The 16140-nt window shown below is 65.5% G+C and carries 10 protein-coding genes; 9 read left to right on the forward strand and 1 reads right to left on the reverse strand.

All coding sequences use genetic code 11. The annotated features are described in order from the left end of the window. Positions 1-98: 98 nt before the first annotated feature. The 5 genes from GH663_RS12180 (at position 99) to GH663_RS12200 (ending at position 11829) form a co-directional block, all read left to right on the forward strand. On the forward strand, positions 99-2291 hold the full coding sequence (locus GH663_RS12180) for a patatin-like phospholipase family protein (protein WP_153132021.1): 2193 nt from the start codon (positions 99-101) through the stop codon (positions 2289-2291). Between the two features lie 40 nt (positions 2292-2331). Then, on the forward strand, positions 2332-2985 hold the full coding sequence (locus tag GH663_RS12185; protein ID WP_153132022.1) for a ComEA family DNA-binding protein: 654 nt from the start codon (positions 2332-2334) through the stop codon (positions 2983-2985). A gap of 28 nt (positions 2986-3013) precedes the next feature. After that, positions 3014-5719 carry a PD-(D/E)XK nuclease family protein gene (locus GH663_RS12190; protein ID WP_170291414.1) on the forward strand — a complete coding sequence of 902 codons (2706 nt, stop codon included), beginning with the start codon at positions 3014-3016 and terminating at the stop codon, positions 5717-5719. Positions 5720-5836: 117 nt separating this feature from the next. After that, entirely contained in the window at positions 5837-8428 is a 2592-nt protein-coding gene (locus GH663_RS12195; RefSeq protein WP_153132024.1) for a sensor domain-containing protein, read from the forward strand. After that, positions 8428-11829: a UvrD-helicase domain-containing protein gene (locus GH663_RS12200; RefSeq protein ID WP_211371139.1), complete on the forward strand. Its 3402-nt coding sequence runs from the start codon at positions 8428-8430 to the stop codon at positions 11827-11829. Before GH663_RS12195 ends, GH663_RS12200 begins: the two co-directional genes overlap by 1 nt. 60 nt (positions 11830-11889) lie before the next feature. Here GH663_RS12200 and GH663_RS12205 read toward each other — a convergent pair whose 3' ends face one another. Next, positions 11890-12057 (reverse strand): hypothetical protein, encoded by a 168-nt coding sequence (locus GH663_RS12205; protein ID WP_153132025.1) that lies wholly within the window; start codon positions 12055-12057, stop codon positions 11890-11892. A 29-nt stretch (positions 12058-12086) separates the two neighbouring features. Between GH663_RS12205 and GH663_RS12210 the strand changes: the two genes are divergently transcribed. From GH663_RS12210 to GH663_RS12225, 4 genes are read left to right on the forward strand one after another with little or no spacing between them, the layout of a single operon-like run. Next, positions 12087-12875 (forward strand): substrate-binding periplasmic protein, encoded by a 789-nt coding sequence (locus tag GH663_RS12210; RefSeq protein WP_153132026.1) that lies wholly within the window; start codon positions 12087-12089, stop codon positions 12873-12875. A 1-nt stretch (position 12876) separates the two neighbouring features. Further along, entirely contained in the window at positions 12877-14169 is a 1293-nt protein-coding gene (locus GH663_RS12215; RefSeq protein WP_153132027.1) for a GGDEF domain-containing protein, read from the forward strand. After that, positions 14169-14834 (forward strand): response regulator transcription factor, encoded by a 666-nt coding sequence (locus GH663_RS12220; protein WP_153132028.1) that lies wholly within the window; start codon positions 14169-14171, stop codon positions 14832-14834. The genes GH663_RS12215 and GH663_RS12220 overlap by 1 nt, the downstream gene beginning before the upstream one ends. 13 nt (positions 14835-14847) lie before the next feature. Beyond that, a complete protein-coding gene (locus tag GH663_RS12225; protein ID WP_170291415.1) occupies positions 14848-16098 on the forward strand; it encodes a sensor histidine kinase in 1251 nt (416 codons plus the stop codon). Positions 16099-16140: the final 42 nt, after the last annotated feature.

A 16140-nucleotide genomic window follows, 5' to 3' on the forward strand; every position in this document is an offset into this window, starting at 1 on the left:
CGCGTCGACATCGAAGTCATCGGCACCAAGTAATTCGCCGACGCTTCAGCGAAAAGCCCCGCCCAGCGGGGCTTTTTTTTGCCATTCAAGGGGTTTTCATGCGCACCACTTCCTCTCTGCTTCGTTCACTGATGCTGGCCGCACTGGCCATCACCTGTAGTGTTCAGGCGGCCGAGCCACCGGGCCGGCCGCGTATCGGCCTGGTGCTGGGCGGTGGCGGCGCGCGTGGGGCGGCGCATATCGGTGTGCTGGAAGTGCTGGAAAAAATGCGGGTGCCGGTCGATTGCATTGCCGGGACCAGCATGGGCGCCCTGGTCGCCGGTTCCTATGCGGCCGGCCTGTCGCCGGCCGTGATGCGCGAGCAGCTGGCGAAAGCGGACTGGAACGACATGTTCATCGACAATCCGGATTATTCGGAGATGAGCTTTCGCAACAAGACGATGCTGCGCAATTACCTGCCGGGTTCGGAAACCGGCATTACCCCGGAGGGGGCGCGCTATCAGCCGGGTGTCGTCTCCGGCCAGAAGATCAAGCTCTTCTTCAACCAGTTGGTACGCGCCAACCAGGGCGAACGCAATATCGAGGATCTGCCGCTACCGCTGTCGATCATCGCCACCGACATCGGCAACGGCGATCGGGTCGTTTTCCGCGATGGCAGCCTGACCAAGGCGATGCGGGCGAGCATGTCGGTGCCCGGCCTGCTGGCCCCGGTCGATCATCAGGGGCGCAAGCTGGTCGATGGCGGCCTGGTCGATAACGTGCCGATCAGCGAGGTCAAGGAGCGCTGCAAGGCCGATGTGGTGATCGCCGTCAATGTCGGCTCGCCCTTGCTCAAGCCTGAAGAGGTCGGTTCGCTGCTCAGCGTCTCGGCGCAGATGGTCAATATCCTGACCGAGCAGAACGTGACGCGTTCGCTGGCCCAGCTGACGCCGCAAGATGTTTACATCAAGCCGGATCTGAACGGCATCAGCGCCGGCGATTTCCCGCGCCATGCCGAAACCGCTGATCGCGGTCGGGTTGCGGCCGAGGCCATGATTCCCCAACTGCAGAAACTGAGTCAGCCGGAGGCCGTTTATCTGGCCTGGTGGCAGGGCATCGAGGGCAAGTCGGGTGTCTTCCCGGTCATTGACGAGGTCGAGGTGGCTGGACTGAAGCGGGTCAACCCGGCCATGGTCCAGCGCTATCTGACACTCGGCAACGGGACCAAGGTTCAGCCCAGCGAAATCAATCGCGATCTGCTCCGCATGTATGGCGACGGTTACTACGAGGCGGTCGATTACAGCGTATTGACCCAGCGTGACCGCAACATCCTGCGCGTCATGCCACTGGAGAAAAGCTGGGGGCCGGATTATCTGCGTTTTGCGATGCATCTCGAGGCCGATGCGTCGAAGGGTTCTACTTTTGGCCTGCGTGCTGCCTATCACAAGACCCTGATCAACCAGTTGGGTGGCGAACTGATCGCCTCGGTCGATGTCGGTAACGTCAACCGGCTGGCCGGCGACTATTACCAGCCACTCGATGCGGCGCAGCGCTATTTCTTCGAAACTGCGGCCTTTACCGAGCAAACGCGGACCACGGTGTTCCAGAACGACCAGCGGATCGCCCAGTACAACGTCTATCAGTCGGGGCTCGGGGTCTATGGCGGGATCAACGTCGGCCTGCTCGGTCAGATCCGGATGGGCTGGCTGGAACGCAAGCGCCGGGCCGAGCTGGATACCGGTATTCCCTCGCTGCCGAATGGCGATGCCACCTTTGGCGGGGTCCGTCTGGCACTCGATTTCGACCAGATGAACCGGATGTATTTCCCGACCGACGGCTGGTCGGCGCGCTTCATCTACTTCGACTCGCAGCAGTCCGGTTATTCCCGAGTCGATGCTCAATTGCAGGGCGCCATGTCGTGGGGCAACACCGTGTTCAATACACGGCTCGCCTACTCCGGGTCGCCGCGCGGCCAGTTGCCGATCTACGATGCGGCCAGCCTGGGCGGTGTCCAGAACCTGAGTGCTTATGCCCAGGGCCAGATTCTCGGTGACGACATCGCCTATGTCGGCGTGCGCGCCGAGCAGATCATCGGTCGCCTGCCGCTTGGCCTGCGCGGCGACATGCGTCTGGGCATTTCGCTGGAAGCGGCGCGGGCCGGCTATCGCTATACTGAAACGCAGCGTGACGGCCTACTCGACTCGCTGGGCGTCTATCTTGGCGGCGAAACCCCGCTCGGGCCGGTTTATTTGGGCATGGGCTATTCGAGCAGTGGCGTTTCCAACTTCTTCCTGTCGATTGGCGTGAGGTGATTGGCCGTCCGTTTCCGCTCTGTGTATCCGTGGAGAAATCATGAAGAGACTATGCCTCGTCATCGCCGGCTGGTTGCTCGGCATCGGACTGGCCATCGGCCAGGTCAATATCAATACGGCCGGCCAGGATGAGCTGGATGGCTTGAAGGGCATCGGGCCGAGCAAGGCCAAGGCGATTGTCGATTACCGACGCAAGAACGGACCCTTCAAGTCAATCGATGAGTTGGAGAAGGTGCCGGGTATCGGGCCGGCCACGCTGCAGGAATTGCGCGCCGATGTTACGGTCGGCGGCGCCTCGCGTTCCCGGAATGCTGCCTCCACCGGCCCGGTCGAGACGACAGTACCGGCTCGACCTAGCGCCAAGCCAGTGGTCCAGGCACCAGCGTCGGGCGTCCCTGACTCCACAGCGAAACCGGCCGCCCCGGCCCGGCCGGCACTACCGGGTAAACCGCCCGTTGCCGGGCAAGCGGCTGCGCCTGCCGCAGTTCCCGCTGCGCCGGCGGCTCCGGCCCGCCCGGCCATGCCCGCCAAGCCCTCCACGGATGCCAAGCCTGCATCGGCGAAGCCGGCCGCACCGGCGGTGCCATCATCGGCGAGCAAGCCGGCGACCCCGGCTGTGCCAGTCAGCAAGCCTGCCATGCCGGCTGCTCCGGCCAAACCGGCGCAGCCGGCACGTCCGGCTGCGGTCAACTGACTATTTCGGCCATTTTTCCGGAGCTGTTGTGAGCGAGCCTTTGTTTCTTTGCGCCACGACCCGCCTTGCCCAGACCTTGCGTGGCGAGGTGCCGGGCGGGCTGGCGGTGTGGCGGACCCGGCCGGCGTTGACGCTCGGCCAGTGGCTGGCGACGCTGGCCGACGAGGCGCAACTGACCGGCATCGCCGAGTTGCCGGTCGCCCTCGATGCCTTTGCCGAGAAGCTGCTCTGGGAAAAGGTCATTGCCGCTTCGCTGACCGAGGCGGCACCGCTCTTCGATATCCAGGGCATGGCCGCCTCGGCGGCCGAAGCGCACGCCCTGAGCCAGGTCTGGAATATTCAGCCGGCGGAAAGTGCGCTCTCCGATGAAGCCCGGCTTTTCATCGGCTGGCAGGCGGAATTCGATAAGCGCTGCCGGGCCGCCGGCTGGATCGATGCGGCCGGGCTGCAGCGGCGCCTGATCGAACTGATCGAGGCCGGTCATTTCACCTTGCCGGCAGCCATCACCGTGACCGGCTTCGACCGCCATACACCGCTTGAACTACGCCTGCTGGCGGCCTTGCAAGGGCGTGGCGTAAGCCTTGAAAATGGGCAAAAAACGACGGTCAACCGCAGCACTGAGGATGGCGCAGTGGCCGGCCGCCAGCGGCGCAGCCTGGCCTGCGCCGATGTCGATGCCGAGTGCATGGCTGTCGCCGCCTGGGCCGCGGCCCAACTGCGGGCCAAGCCGGCGGCCCGGCTCGGCATCGTCGCGCCCGATCTGGCCGGCGTGCGCGATCGGCTGGAATTCCTGCTCGACGATGCCTTGCATCCGGCGCTGATTCGCCCCGATGCGGCGGAAGTGCAGCGCAGCTTCAATTTCTCGCTCGGTCGGGCGCTGGCCGATCTGCCGCTGATCCGCGTTGCCCTCGACCTGCTGGCCCTCGGCGGCAGTCGGGCCAAGCTTGAGCAGAGCCGCTTTTCCGCCTTGCTGTTGAGCAGCGGCTGGTCGGCGAGCGATGCCGAGGCCGATGGCCGGGCCCGGCTCGACGTCGCCTTGCGCCGCGATTTGCCCTATTTCACCACCTTGCCGGCCCTGATCCGGCTGGCCGGCCGCCTGGCCGACGACGAGCCGCCACTCTGCCCGCAGACGATGGCGGCATTGGAAGGCATGCTCGAAGTCGCCGGCGGCGCACCGCGCAAGTTGTTGCCCGGGCAGTGGGCCGGCGTTTTTCGCCAGTGCCTGAAAGCCGCCGGCTGGCCCGGCGATCGCGAACTGTCCAGCCATGAATTCCAGGCCCGCCTGGCCTTTGCCGAGGTGCTCGACGGCTTTGGCCGTTTCGATGGCCTGCTTGGGGCGCTGGCTTTTACCGAAGCGGTCCACCGCTTGTCGCAACTCTGCCGCCAGCGCATCTTCCAGCCGGAAACGCGCGGCCGGCCGGCGATCCAGGTACTGGGCGTGCTCGAAAGCGCCGGTCTCGAATTCGACGCGCTGTGGGTGATGGGCATGAACGACGACCTCTGGCCGCCGCCGCCGCGCCCCAATCCGCTGTTGCCGGCCGAGGCCCTGCGTGCGGCCGGGGCGGCGCATGCCAGCGCCGAAGTCGAGCTTGATTTTGCCCGGCGCGTTCATGCCCGGCTGTTGCTGGCAGCGCCGACGGTGACCTTTTCCTGGGGGCAGGCCGACGGCAACCGCGTGCTGCGGCCCAGTCCGCTGATTGCCGGTATTCCAGCCAGCAGCGAGCCGGCCGGTGCGTTTAGCAGCCTGGCCCGGCAACTGGCCGCCGTCGCCGGGACGGCCTGCGAACAACTGGCGGACGCTGTGGCCCCGCCGGTGGCTGACGGCGAAAAGGTCTCCGGCGGCAGTTGGCTGCTGCGTGCCCAGGCGATTTGCCCGGCCTGGGCCTATTACCAGTTCCGGCTGGGCGGCGAGGCGATGGACGAGCCGGTCGAAGGGCTCGACCCGGCGGCGCGCGGCACCTTGGTCCATGAAGCGCTGGAAGCCTTCTGGACGGCGGTACGCTCCTCGGCGGCGCTGGCCGGGCTCGGCGAGGCGGGCCGCCGGCAGGCGATCGCCGAGTCTGTCGACCAGGCGCTGCAGAACTTCGAACTGGATCGCCGCCTGACGCTGCCAGCCCGTTTCCGTTTGCTGGAGGCGGCGCGCCTGGCCCGCCTGCTCGATGTCTGGCTGCAGGTCGAAAGCCGACGCGAGCAGCCGTTTGACGTGCTCGCCTGCGAACAGGCGGCCGAGGTCGAGATCGAGGAAATCAAGGTCAAAATGGTCGTCGACCGCATCGATCAGCTGGCCGACGGCCGGCAGGTGATCATCGACTACAAGACCGGCGCCAGCATCGACACCAAGAACTGGGCGGCGCTGCGCATCACCGAGCCGCAGTTGCCGATCTACGCCGCGCTGGTCAATGAGGACGTGGCGGCCGTCGTCTTCGCCAAGGTACTGCTCGACAAGCCGGCTTTTGCCGGCGTCGCCGACGAAAAGGACATCCTGCCCGGCGTCCAGGGCATCGGCGACGACAAGCAGAAAATTTTCGACCCGGCCGAGTTCCCCGACTGGGTCGCCGTCATCACCCACTGGCGCGAACGGCTGCATGCGGTGGCGAAGGAGGTCAGGCAAGGGCAGGCCGGGGTGATGTTCGCCGACGAAAAGGCCTTGCAGTATTGCGAGGTCCTGCCCCTGCTCCGCTTGCCGGAACGCCGACGGCTGCTGGCGATGGCGCTGCAACCGGCGGATGACTGAACTTTTTTCGCGCCGGCCTGCGGATTAGTACCATCGATTTTCACATTGTGTCGCAGTAATGGTACTTTTCGCCTTTCGAACGTCATTAATTAACCGTTTTCCGAGCAACCATCCATCATGTGTTCTCCCGACCATTTTGCCGCCCGCCTACGCGAGCTGGAAGCCGACAAGCAGCGCCTGCAGGCTGAAGTGGACCGACTCACGGCCCTGCTTGAGCCAGCCGAGGGGGGCGGGCCGGTTGCCACGGCGGATCGTCACGGTGCCCAGGCGGCGCATTGCCTGCCGCTGAGCATTCTCGACAACATGCCGGCGATGATCGGTTACTGGGACACAGAGTTGCATAACTGTTTCTGCAACCAGGCCTATTCGACCTGGTTCGGTCTCGAACCGGCCCAGATCACCGGCCGCCATATTCGCGAAGTGATTGGCGAGGAGCGCTACCAGCTCAACCTGCCGTACATCCAGGCTGCTCTGCGCGGCGAAGCGCAGTCCTTTGAGCGGGCCATTCCGTCGCCGGATGGCAAGGTCGTCCGCAATGCGCTGGCGGAATATGTGCCGGATGTGGTGGACGGCTGCGTGCGCGGTTTTTTCGTTCAGGTGTCCGACATCAGTTCGGTCAAGCAGGCCCAGCTCAATCTGCGCGCCAACGAGGAAAAGTTGCGCGGCCTGTTCGAACTGTCGCCGCTCGGTATTGCCTTGACGGATATGAACGGGCGATTTCTCGAATTCAACGAGGCCTTCCGGAAACTTTGCGGTTATGACGCCGATCAGCTCAAGGGGCTCGACTATTGGCAGCTGACCCCGGAGAAATATGCGGCGGAGGAGGCCCGGCAACTCGATGCGCTGGCTCGTAGCGGCCGCTACGGCCCTTACGAGAAGGAATATCGGCGCCACGATGGCAGCCTGGTGCCCGTCCGCCTGAACGGTGTTCAGGTCGTCGGCGCCGATGGCGAGCGCTACATCTGGTCGATCGTCGAAGACATCAGCGAGTCGCGCCGGATCGAGGCGGACCGGCGGGTGGCGGCCAGTGCTTTCGAGGCACAGGTCGGCATCATGGTCACCGATAGCGAGGGGCGGATCGTCAAAGTAAACCGGGCGCTGCTCGAGGCCAGCGGCTATGCCATGGATGAACTGCTCGGCCAGACGCCGCGGCTGTTCAAGTCCGGCCGACACGATGCCGCCTTTTATGTGGCGATGTGGCAGAGTCTGCGCCAAGCCGGGGTCTGGCAGGGAGAACTTTGGGATCGACGCAAGGATGGTGAGGTCTATCCCAAGTGGGTGACCATCACCGCCGTCAAGGGCGAGTCGGGCGAGACGACGCATTTCGTCTCGACCCAGATCGATATCAGCGAACGCAAGGCTGCGGAGCAGGAAATCGAGAATCTGGCCTTCTACGATCCGCTCACCGCCTTGCCCAACCGGCGCCTGCTGCGCGACCGCCTGCAGCATGCGCTGGCGGTCAGCGTCCGTGGTCAGCGCTATGGTGCACTGCTTTTCATCGACCTCGACAATTTCAAGACCCTCAACGACACGCTCGGCCACCCGGCCGGTGATTCTTTGTTGCAGGAAGTCGCCTGCCGTCTGGCCAGTTGCGTGCGCGAAGGGGATACGGTGGCCCGCCTCGGTGGCGATGAATTTGTCGTGATGCTCGAAGGTTTGGCCATGCATCTCGACGAAGCGGCCGATCAGGCGAAAGGGGTTGGCGACAAGATCCTTGCTGCCCTCAAGGAACCCTACCAACTGGGCGAGCACAAGTGCCATAGCACGTCGAGTATCGGCGTTGCACTGTTCGGCAATCAGCGCGACAGCATGGACGAAGTGCTCAAGCAGGCCGATATGGCGATGTACAAGGCCAAGGCAGCGGGGCGCGATGCGCTGTGTTTCTTCGACCCGGCGATGGAGGCCAGCCTGCTCAAGCGGGCGCTGCTTGAAACTGATCTGCGCCGGGCCCTGGAGGAGAAGCAGTTCCTGCTCCACTACCAGGCGCAGATTTCCGGAGCCGACCGATTGACCGGGGCCGAAGTCCTGCTCCGCTGGCAGCACCCCGTGCATGGCATGGTATCGCCGGCCGACTTTATTCCGCTGGCCGAGGAAACGCGCCTGATCGTGCCGCTCGGCCAGTGGGTGCTGGAAACGGCATGCCGGCAGCTGGCCGCCTGGGCGAGTCGGCTCGAGATGGCGCATCTGACGATCGCCGTCAACGTCAGCGCCCATCAATTGCGCCTGCCCGACTTCGTGGCCCGGGTGCTGGCTGTGATCGAGCAGACCGGGGCTAATCCGCTGCGCCTGAAACTGGAACTGACCGAGAGCTTGCTCGTCCATAACGTCGAGGAAGTGATCGGCAAAATGTCCGAACTGAAAGCGGCCGGCGTCGGGTTTTCGCTCGACGATTTCGGCACCGGCTATTCCTCGCTGACCTACCTGAAGCGCCTGCCGCTCGACGAATTGAAGATCGACCAGTCCTTCGTGCGCGATGTGCTGGTCGACCCGAATGACGCCGCGATCGCCCGGACAGTCGTCGCCCTGGCCCGCAGCTTGGGCCTCGGTGTCATCGCCGAAGGGGTGGAAACCGCGGCGCAACGCGATTTTCTCGCCGCTTCCGGCTGCCATGCCTACCAGGGCTATTTCTTCAGCCGGCCGCTGCCGGTCGAGCAGTTCGTCACCTTCGCCGAGAAATTTGCCGCTGAACTTGAGGAGTCCGGCTCCTGATGACTGATTCCGCCACCATGCCGGCGACCATAGAATCAACGGCTGGTCCTAGGGTCGACCGCCTGGAAGAGGACAAAGCCGCCCGCCTGCGGGCGCTCGAAATTGCCTCCTTCATCGTCGAGGCGCCGGCCGGGGCCGGCAAGACCGAACTGCTGACGCAACGCTACCTGCGCCTGCTCGCCGTCGTCGATCACCCGGAAGAAGTGCTGGCCCTGACCTTCACCAACAAGGCGGCGACCGAGATGCGCGACCGCATCCTCGGTAGCTTGGAGCGTGCGGCAAGCGGCGAGCTGCCGGAGCAGGCGCACAAGCAGCTGACCTTCAATCTGGCGCAAAAAGTTCTCGCCCACGATGCCCGGCTCGGCTGGAGCCTGCTCGGCCACCCCGGCCGCCTGCGCATCACGACGCTCGATGCGCTGTGCGCCAGCCTGGCCCGGCAGATGCCTTACCTCAGCCGTTTCGGCAGCCAGCCCGGGGTCAGCGAGGATGTCGCGGCGCATTACGCGACGGCGGCACGGCGCACACTGGAAATGGTCGAGGGCGACGGGGCCGATGCCGAGGTGGTGGCCGAGGCACTGGCTTTCATGGACAACAACGCCGGCCGCCTGGAAAAGCTGCTGGTCAGCATGCTCGGCCGGCGCGACCAGTGGGTGCAGCACGCGACGCGGATCGAAAGCGGCGCCATGCAGGCCGAAGTCGAGGCCGGCTTCGCGGCGCTGATCGAGCGCGATCTGGCGCAGGTCGCGAACTTGCTGGACAGTGGCTGGCAGCAGCGCCTGATGCCGCTGGCCCGCTTCGCCGCCGCCAATGTGCCGGATGTGCTGGAGCCGCTTTTGGACTGGTCGACGCCGTTGACCGCAGCCATCGACGATCTGCCGCGCTGGCAGGGGCTGGCCAGCCTGCTGCTGACCGCGACCGGTACGCTGCGCAAGGCGTTGAACAAAAACATCGGCTTCCCGGCCGGCAAGGAAGCGGCGGCGCAAAAGGAGGCGATGGGCGAACTGCTCGCCGACCTGGCTGGCTTGCCCGGCATCGAAGACAAACTCGGCGTCCTCGGCAAGCTGCCGCAGCCGGAACTGAGCGCCGCCGAATGGGCCACCGTCGAATGCTTCTCGCGCCTGCTCCGGCTCGCTGCTGGCCAGTTGTGGCTGGCCTTTCAGGAAGCCGGCGAGGTCGATTTCATCGAAATCGCCGCCCGCGCTGGCCTGGCCCTCGGCGACGACGAGGCGCCGACCGATCTGGCGCAAGCCCTCGATTACCGCATTCGCCACTTGCTGGTCGACGAATTCCAGGACACCAGCCCGAGCCAGGTCGGCCTGATCGAGAAACTGACCCGCGGCTGGATGCCGGACGATGGCCGGACGCTGTTCGTGGTCGGCGACCCGATGCAGTCGATCTACCGCTTTCGCAAGGCCGACGTCGGCCTCTTCCTGCGCTGCCGCGAGCGCGGCATCGGCGACATCCGGCTCGGCCACCTGCGCTTGTTCCGCAACAACCGCTCCTATCCGGGCATCGTCGATTGGGTGAATACGGCCTTCCCGGGCATCTTCCCGGCCGACGACAGCCCCGAGGCCGGCGCCGTGCGCTATGCCGAATCGGCGGCGACCCGGCCGCCACGGGCCGACAGCGGGGTGATCGTGCATCCGGTGATCGAGCGCGATGGCTCGGATGCCATCGCCGAGGAAGCCCGCCAGGTGCTGGGCATCATCCGGCAGGCGCGGCGCGAGGCGCCGGAGGAACGGATCGCCGTGCTGGTTCGCGCCCGCAGCCACCTCGATGCGCTGGTCGGCGAAATCCGCCGCAGTGCGCCGGAACTGCGCTTCCAGGCGGTCGATATCGAAGGCCTGGACGGTCGCCAGCATGTCCAGGATCTGCTGACCCTGTTCCGCGCCCTGCAGCATCGCGCCGACCGCGTCCATTGGCTGGCCCTGCTGCGCGCCCCGTGGTGCGGCCTGCAACTGGCCGACCTGCACGCGCTGGCCGCCGACGACAAGAAGCGGACGATCTGGCAGCTGATGCAGGACGAATCTCGCCTCGCCCGGCTTTCCGACGACGGTCAACAGCGCCTGCGGCATGTGCGCGCGGTGCTCGATCTGGCTTTTGCCGGCCGTGCCCGGCAGCATCCGCGGCGCTGGCTGGAAGGCGTCTGGCTGATGCTCGGCGGGCCACGCTGCCTGGAGGCACCGGAAGCCTTGAACGATGTGGCCGCTTTCTTCGCACTGCTCGACAAGCTGGTCGCCGCGCGCAATCTGAGCGCCGAAACGCTGGCCGTGCATGCCGCCGAGCTTTATGCCCCGTCCGACCCACTCGGCGATGCGGTGCAGATGATGACGGTGCACAAGTCGAAGGGCCTCGAGTTCGATACCGTGATCCTGCCCGGCCTGCACCGCGAGACCGGCGGCAACGAAAGTAGCCTGCTGCTCTGGGACGAAGTGGCCGGGGCCGACGGCGCCGAGCATCTGCTGGTCGCGCCGATCAAGGCCAAGGGGGCGGGCAGTGAGCCGACGGCCTACGACTACCTGAAGAAACTGGAAGCCGAATGCGCGGCGCACGAAGATGAGCGTTTGCTCTACGTCGCCGCCACCCGCGCCATCCGCCGCCTGCATCTGGTCGGCATCGCAGTTGCCGACGCCAACAAGGACGATGGTCTGAAACCGCCGGCCGCCGGTACGCTGCTCAAGCTGCTGTGGCCGGGTGTCGCCCAGCCGGTCTTCGCCGCGGCACTGGCCGGGCTGGCCACGGCCAGCGAGGCCGCCAGCAGCATCGATCCGGCCAGTTTCGTGCCGCCGCTGGTCCGCCTGCGCGACATCGAGCTGGCCGACGGCCTGCGCCAGATTCCCGGCGGCCTGCGGCCGGCCGGCAACCCGGTCGATCTCGACGCGGCGGAAAGCGGCCTGTCGCTGGAAGCCTCGGTCGGTACGCTGGTGCACCGCTGCCTCGAACTGATCGCGAAAAATGGCCTGGAAAGCTGGTCGACCGCAAGGGTCGCCAGCTTGCAGCCGGCCTACCGGCGCTGGCTAATGGCACAGGGCCACGGCGAGGCCGAGGCGGCAAGCGGGGCGGGGGAGGTGGTCGCCGCGCTGAGCCAGACGCTGGTCGGCAACAGCGGCCGCTGGTTGCTCGCCGACCACCCGCAGGCGGCGGCCGAAGAGGCCTGGAGCAGCAGCGAGGGCGGGGCGCCGGTCAACCACATCATCGACCGTATTTTCGTCGCCGACGGCTGCCGCTGGATCATCGACTACAAGACGGTGCGCCTGCCGGATGACGAACTGGCGCAGCGGGCCGATACTTACCGGCCGCAACTGGCGCGTTATGCCGGCCTGTTTGCCGGCGATACGCTGCCGCTGCGCCTGGCGATCTATTTCCCGTTGCAGGGGCGGTTGATCGAACTGGCCGGCTGAAAATTCTGCAAAATATGAAAAATTGCACGCAATCTGAAAAAATGGCTGCTTATACTTTGCTCATGATCGTAGAGGCTTGACCTGGGCGAACTTGGACAATTCTCCGCTGGCATCCTGTTCCGGGCTGATGGCCGGCCAGTGAAGCCGGCGCGCCGTATCAAACAGCAAGAACAAATTGACGCGGCGCTTGAGCGTATCCGGCGCAATGGGACGTATGATCGTATCCAATCCCAATTTCTGTCTTTTCGAGTGAATTGATGCGGTTTCTGGCGTTTTTCCTGCTCTGCTTCAGTTTTTGCCTGCCGCTCGCCCATGCGTTGGAGTTGCGTGTCGCGCTAGGGGTGCAGGATTTGGTCCCGAACGCCGCCGGGAAACCTGGCGAAACCGGCGGCTTGGTCGCGTTCAACGAAGATCTGGCGCGCGAAATCTGTCGCCGGATGAATGCCCATTGCCGCTTCAGTTACGGCATCTTTGCCAGCATCCTGCCCGACGTCGAGGCGCACCGCGCCGATCTCGGTTTCGGCAATTTCCTGCGTACGCCGGAGCGCGAGCGGCGAGTCGATTTCAGCGACTCGATCTGGCGCTCGTCGTCGCGCCTGCTGGCGACGGCGGCCACCGCCCGCCGTTATGCCGACCACCCCGAGGGCGAAATGACGCTCGACAAATTGCGCGGCGTGCGGGTCGCCGTCATTGCCGACACGCAGCAGGCGATCTATCTGCGTAGCGTTGCCGCCGAGCAGCAACTGAGTTTGGTCGAGGCCAAGACCATGGCCGATACCTTGCGTCTGTTGCGCGACGGCAAGGCCGATTTTTCGCTGCTGACGATGCTCAGTGCCTTCGTCATGTTGAGCCGGGAAACTCCTGGCGCTTTCGAGTTCGTCGGTCCGGCGATTGCCGAACGCGACCTCGGCGGTACGGTGCATATTGCGCTGACCAAGGGCAACGCCGCCTTGCGTCCGGCAGTCAACCGGGCGATTGCGGCGATGCGGGCGGACGGCACCTGGTTGCGCATCGTTCGCCGGCATTTCCCCTTCAATCTGGATTGAGATGGCGCAGCTCAACTTCATCCCTCGCCTTTCCGGTCTGCGCGCCGGTCATGCCTTCGGTTTTCTGGGGGCGGCCTTCATCCTGGCTTTCGGCATCATGGTGGCGCTGGTGGCGCTCGACCAGCAACGGGTGCTCGAAGCGACGGCCCGCCTGCAGGAACAGACAGTGCCGGAAATCATCCGCTACCAGCGTCTGGCACGCAATCTGGAGCAGTTGCGCCAGGAGGGCGAGCGCGTTTTCTCGGCCGGTACGCCGCAGGCCCGGCAACAGGCGATGTTTGTCGTCACCTTGGTCGCCAGCCATCCGAGCGTGCTGGAGCACAAGGAAGCGGCCGACCTGGCGCGGCAGACCGAACGCTTCCTGATCGATGTCGTGCGGCACTCGGCGCGCGATGCGCAAGCCTTTGCCGCCAGCTACGACGAATGGCAGCGTCTGGCCGGCCGCCTCGGTATCCTTGTCGATGACGTATCGATCCAGGGCATCAATCTGGCAACCGCCGACCTGACCGATGTTTCGGGCGCCATGCGCCTGGCGCGCTACAAGCTGACGGCAGCCTTGCTGGTGGTCAGCCTGTTTCTTGTCGTTTTCCTGTTCCTGGTCCGGGTGCACCTGATCCATCCCTTGCAGCGCATCGACCGGGCGCTGTCCAGCCTCAGCGTTGACCGTCCGGCGCCCGAATTCAGGCCGTCGGCGATGGTCGAGATCCAGGTTGTCGAAGAGGCGATCGGCGAACTGCACGCCTCCCTGCTGGAAAACGAGGCAGCGCGCCATGCGCTGGAAAAACTAGCCAACAAGGACGGCCTGACCGGGCTGATGAACCGCCGTCATTTTCTGCAGACGGCCGACACCGAGTTGCAGCGCGCCCAGCGCTACCAACGGCCGGTCACCGTCGGCATGGCCGACCTCGATTTCTTCAAGAAACTCAACGACACCTACGGCCATGCCGCCGGCGATGCCGTCTTGCGCGCCTTTGCAGAATTGGCCAACGAAATGTTGCGTCAGTCCGATTTCGTGTGCCGTTACGGCGGCGAGGAATTCGCCTTCCTCTTTCCGGAAAGCACGCTGGTCGAGGCCGAGAAACTGGCCGAGCGTTTCCGGGCGCGCTGTGCCGACTACGATATCCGCATTCCCGACGGTCGCCTGGTCCGGGTCACCCTGAGCATGGGCCTGGCCGATGCCAGCGCCTGCCCGATCGAGGTCGCGCTACGGCGGGCCGACGAGGCGCTGTACATGGCCAAGCGCCAGGGACGCAACCGGATCGTACTGGCCGACGCCAGCGGTAGCCTTGCCTGATGCACGTCCTGATTGTCGAGGATGACCCGCTGATTGCCGAGAATCTCTATGATTTTCTCGAAGCGCGCGGCCACCAGTGCGATTTCGCGACGACGCTGGCAGCGGCCCGGCAACTGCTGGCCGGGGCGACGATCGATGCGCTGATCCTCGACCGCAACTTGCCGGACGGCGATGGCGCGACGCTGGCCCGCAGCCTGCGCAGCGCCGGCAAAATGCTGCCGATTCTGATGTTGACCGCAAGGGACGGGCTCGACGACAAGCTGGCCGGCTTCGATGCCGGGGCCGACGATTACCTGGCCAAGCCCTTTGCGCTGAAGGAGGTCGAGGTCCGCTTGCTCGCCCTGCAACGCCGTTGCGCTAGCCGGCTCGGCGAGGGGCCGGTGCGGCTCGGCCTGCTCGCCTATGACCCGTCGGCGCAGGAAATTCGTTGCGATGGAGAACTGCTCGTCCTGCCGCCGAAGGCGATCCGCCTGCTGGCTGTGATGCTGCCCCACCCCGGCCGGCTGTTTGCCCGCCGCGAACTGGAAATCGCCATCTGGGGCCACGAGCAGGAGTCGAGCGACAACCTGCGCAGCGTACTGCATACCGTGCGCAAGGCACTGGGTAGCGGTGCCGTCGAAATCCAGAACGTGCATGGTCTCGGCTACAAGCTCGTCGCCGCCTGAACGGGCGCCCAGCATGCGCCTGCGCATCGCGCTGTCGCTGGCGGCGCTGGTCTTCCTGGTCATCCTGACCCTGTCGTTGTCGCTGGTCTTTCTGCTGCACCAGAAGGAAGAAGAGTTCATCGACAACCAGTTGGCCGACCAGATTGAATACAGCATGGCGATCTGGCGCAAGTCGCCCGAGGCGGCCTTTCCGAACACGCCGTCGATGTGGCTGTACCGGGTGGGCAAGGGCGAGACGGCCGGCCAGGCCGGGAGCGATGTGCCACCGGTATTCCGCGAGTTGACTGTGGGCAACCACGAAGCCTACCTCGGCAGCAAGGAATACCACGTCGCGGTGCGCGAGGACGACAGTGGGCGCTACATCCTGGCCTACGATGTCGCAGACCACGAATCGCGCCTGAACAGCCTGGTCTGGATTACCGTCTGCGCTTCGCTGCTGCTCTGCACGTTGACCCTGCTTGCTGGTTACTGGTTGGCCGGGCGCCTGAGTCGGCGGCTGGAGCGACTGGCCGAGCGGGTTGAGCAGGATAGCCCCGGCCCGTTGGCCGAACCCGGCATGGACCACGAACTGCAGGCCGTCGCCGCTGCCCTCGATCATTCCCGGGCCCGGCAGCGCGCCGTTCTCGAACGCGAACGTGCCTTTGCCGCCAACCTGTCGCACGAGTTGCGCACACCGCTGACCGGCATCCGTACCGACGCCGAAATGCTCGCCGCCTTGCCGGATCTGCCCGAAGCCGTGGCCCGGCGGGGAAATCGCATCGTCAGCAGCGTTGACCGCATCAATGGCCTGGCCAGCAGCCTGCTCCTGCTGGCCCGGGAGGCCAAGGTCGGCCAGTTGGAGGAAATCCGCCTGCGCCCGGCCATCGTTGCGGTCTGGGAGTCGCTGCTCCTGGCCACGCCGAAGGCGGTCGGCCTCAGCCTCGATGTCCCGGCCGACTGCACGCTGGTCGCCGATCCTCGGTTGTTCGACCTGGTCATGCGCAATGTCCTCGACAACGCGCTGCGCTACAGCGAAACGGGCGACATCATCTGTTCGCTGAGCGGCCAGCAGCTCAGCGTGCGCGATAGCGGCCCCGGCTTTGCCGAAGAGGATCTGGCGCGGGTCTTCGATCGTTTCTTCATCGGCCCGCGCGGCGCCCACGGGCTTGGCCTGGCCCTCGTCCGCCATGTCTGCGCGGCCAGTGGCTGGCAGGTTAGTGCCCGTAATGCGCCGGCCGGGGGCGGCGAGATCACGCTCGACTTCGGCGGCAGCCGGCTCAGTTGAGCCCCGCGGCTCGGCCGGCCAGGCCGGGTGGTATGCTGGCGC

It is taken from the genome of Dechloromonas hortensis (assembly GCF_009469765.1).
GTDB classification, from domain to species: Bacteria; Pseudomonadota; Gammaproteobacteria; order Burkholderiales; family Rhodocyclaceae; genus Azonexus; species Azonexus hortensis.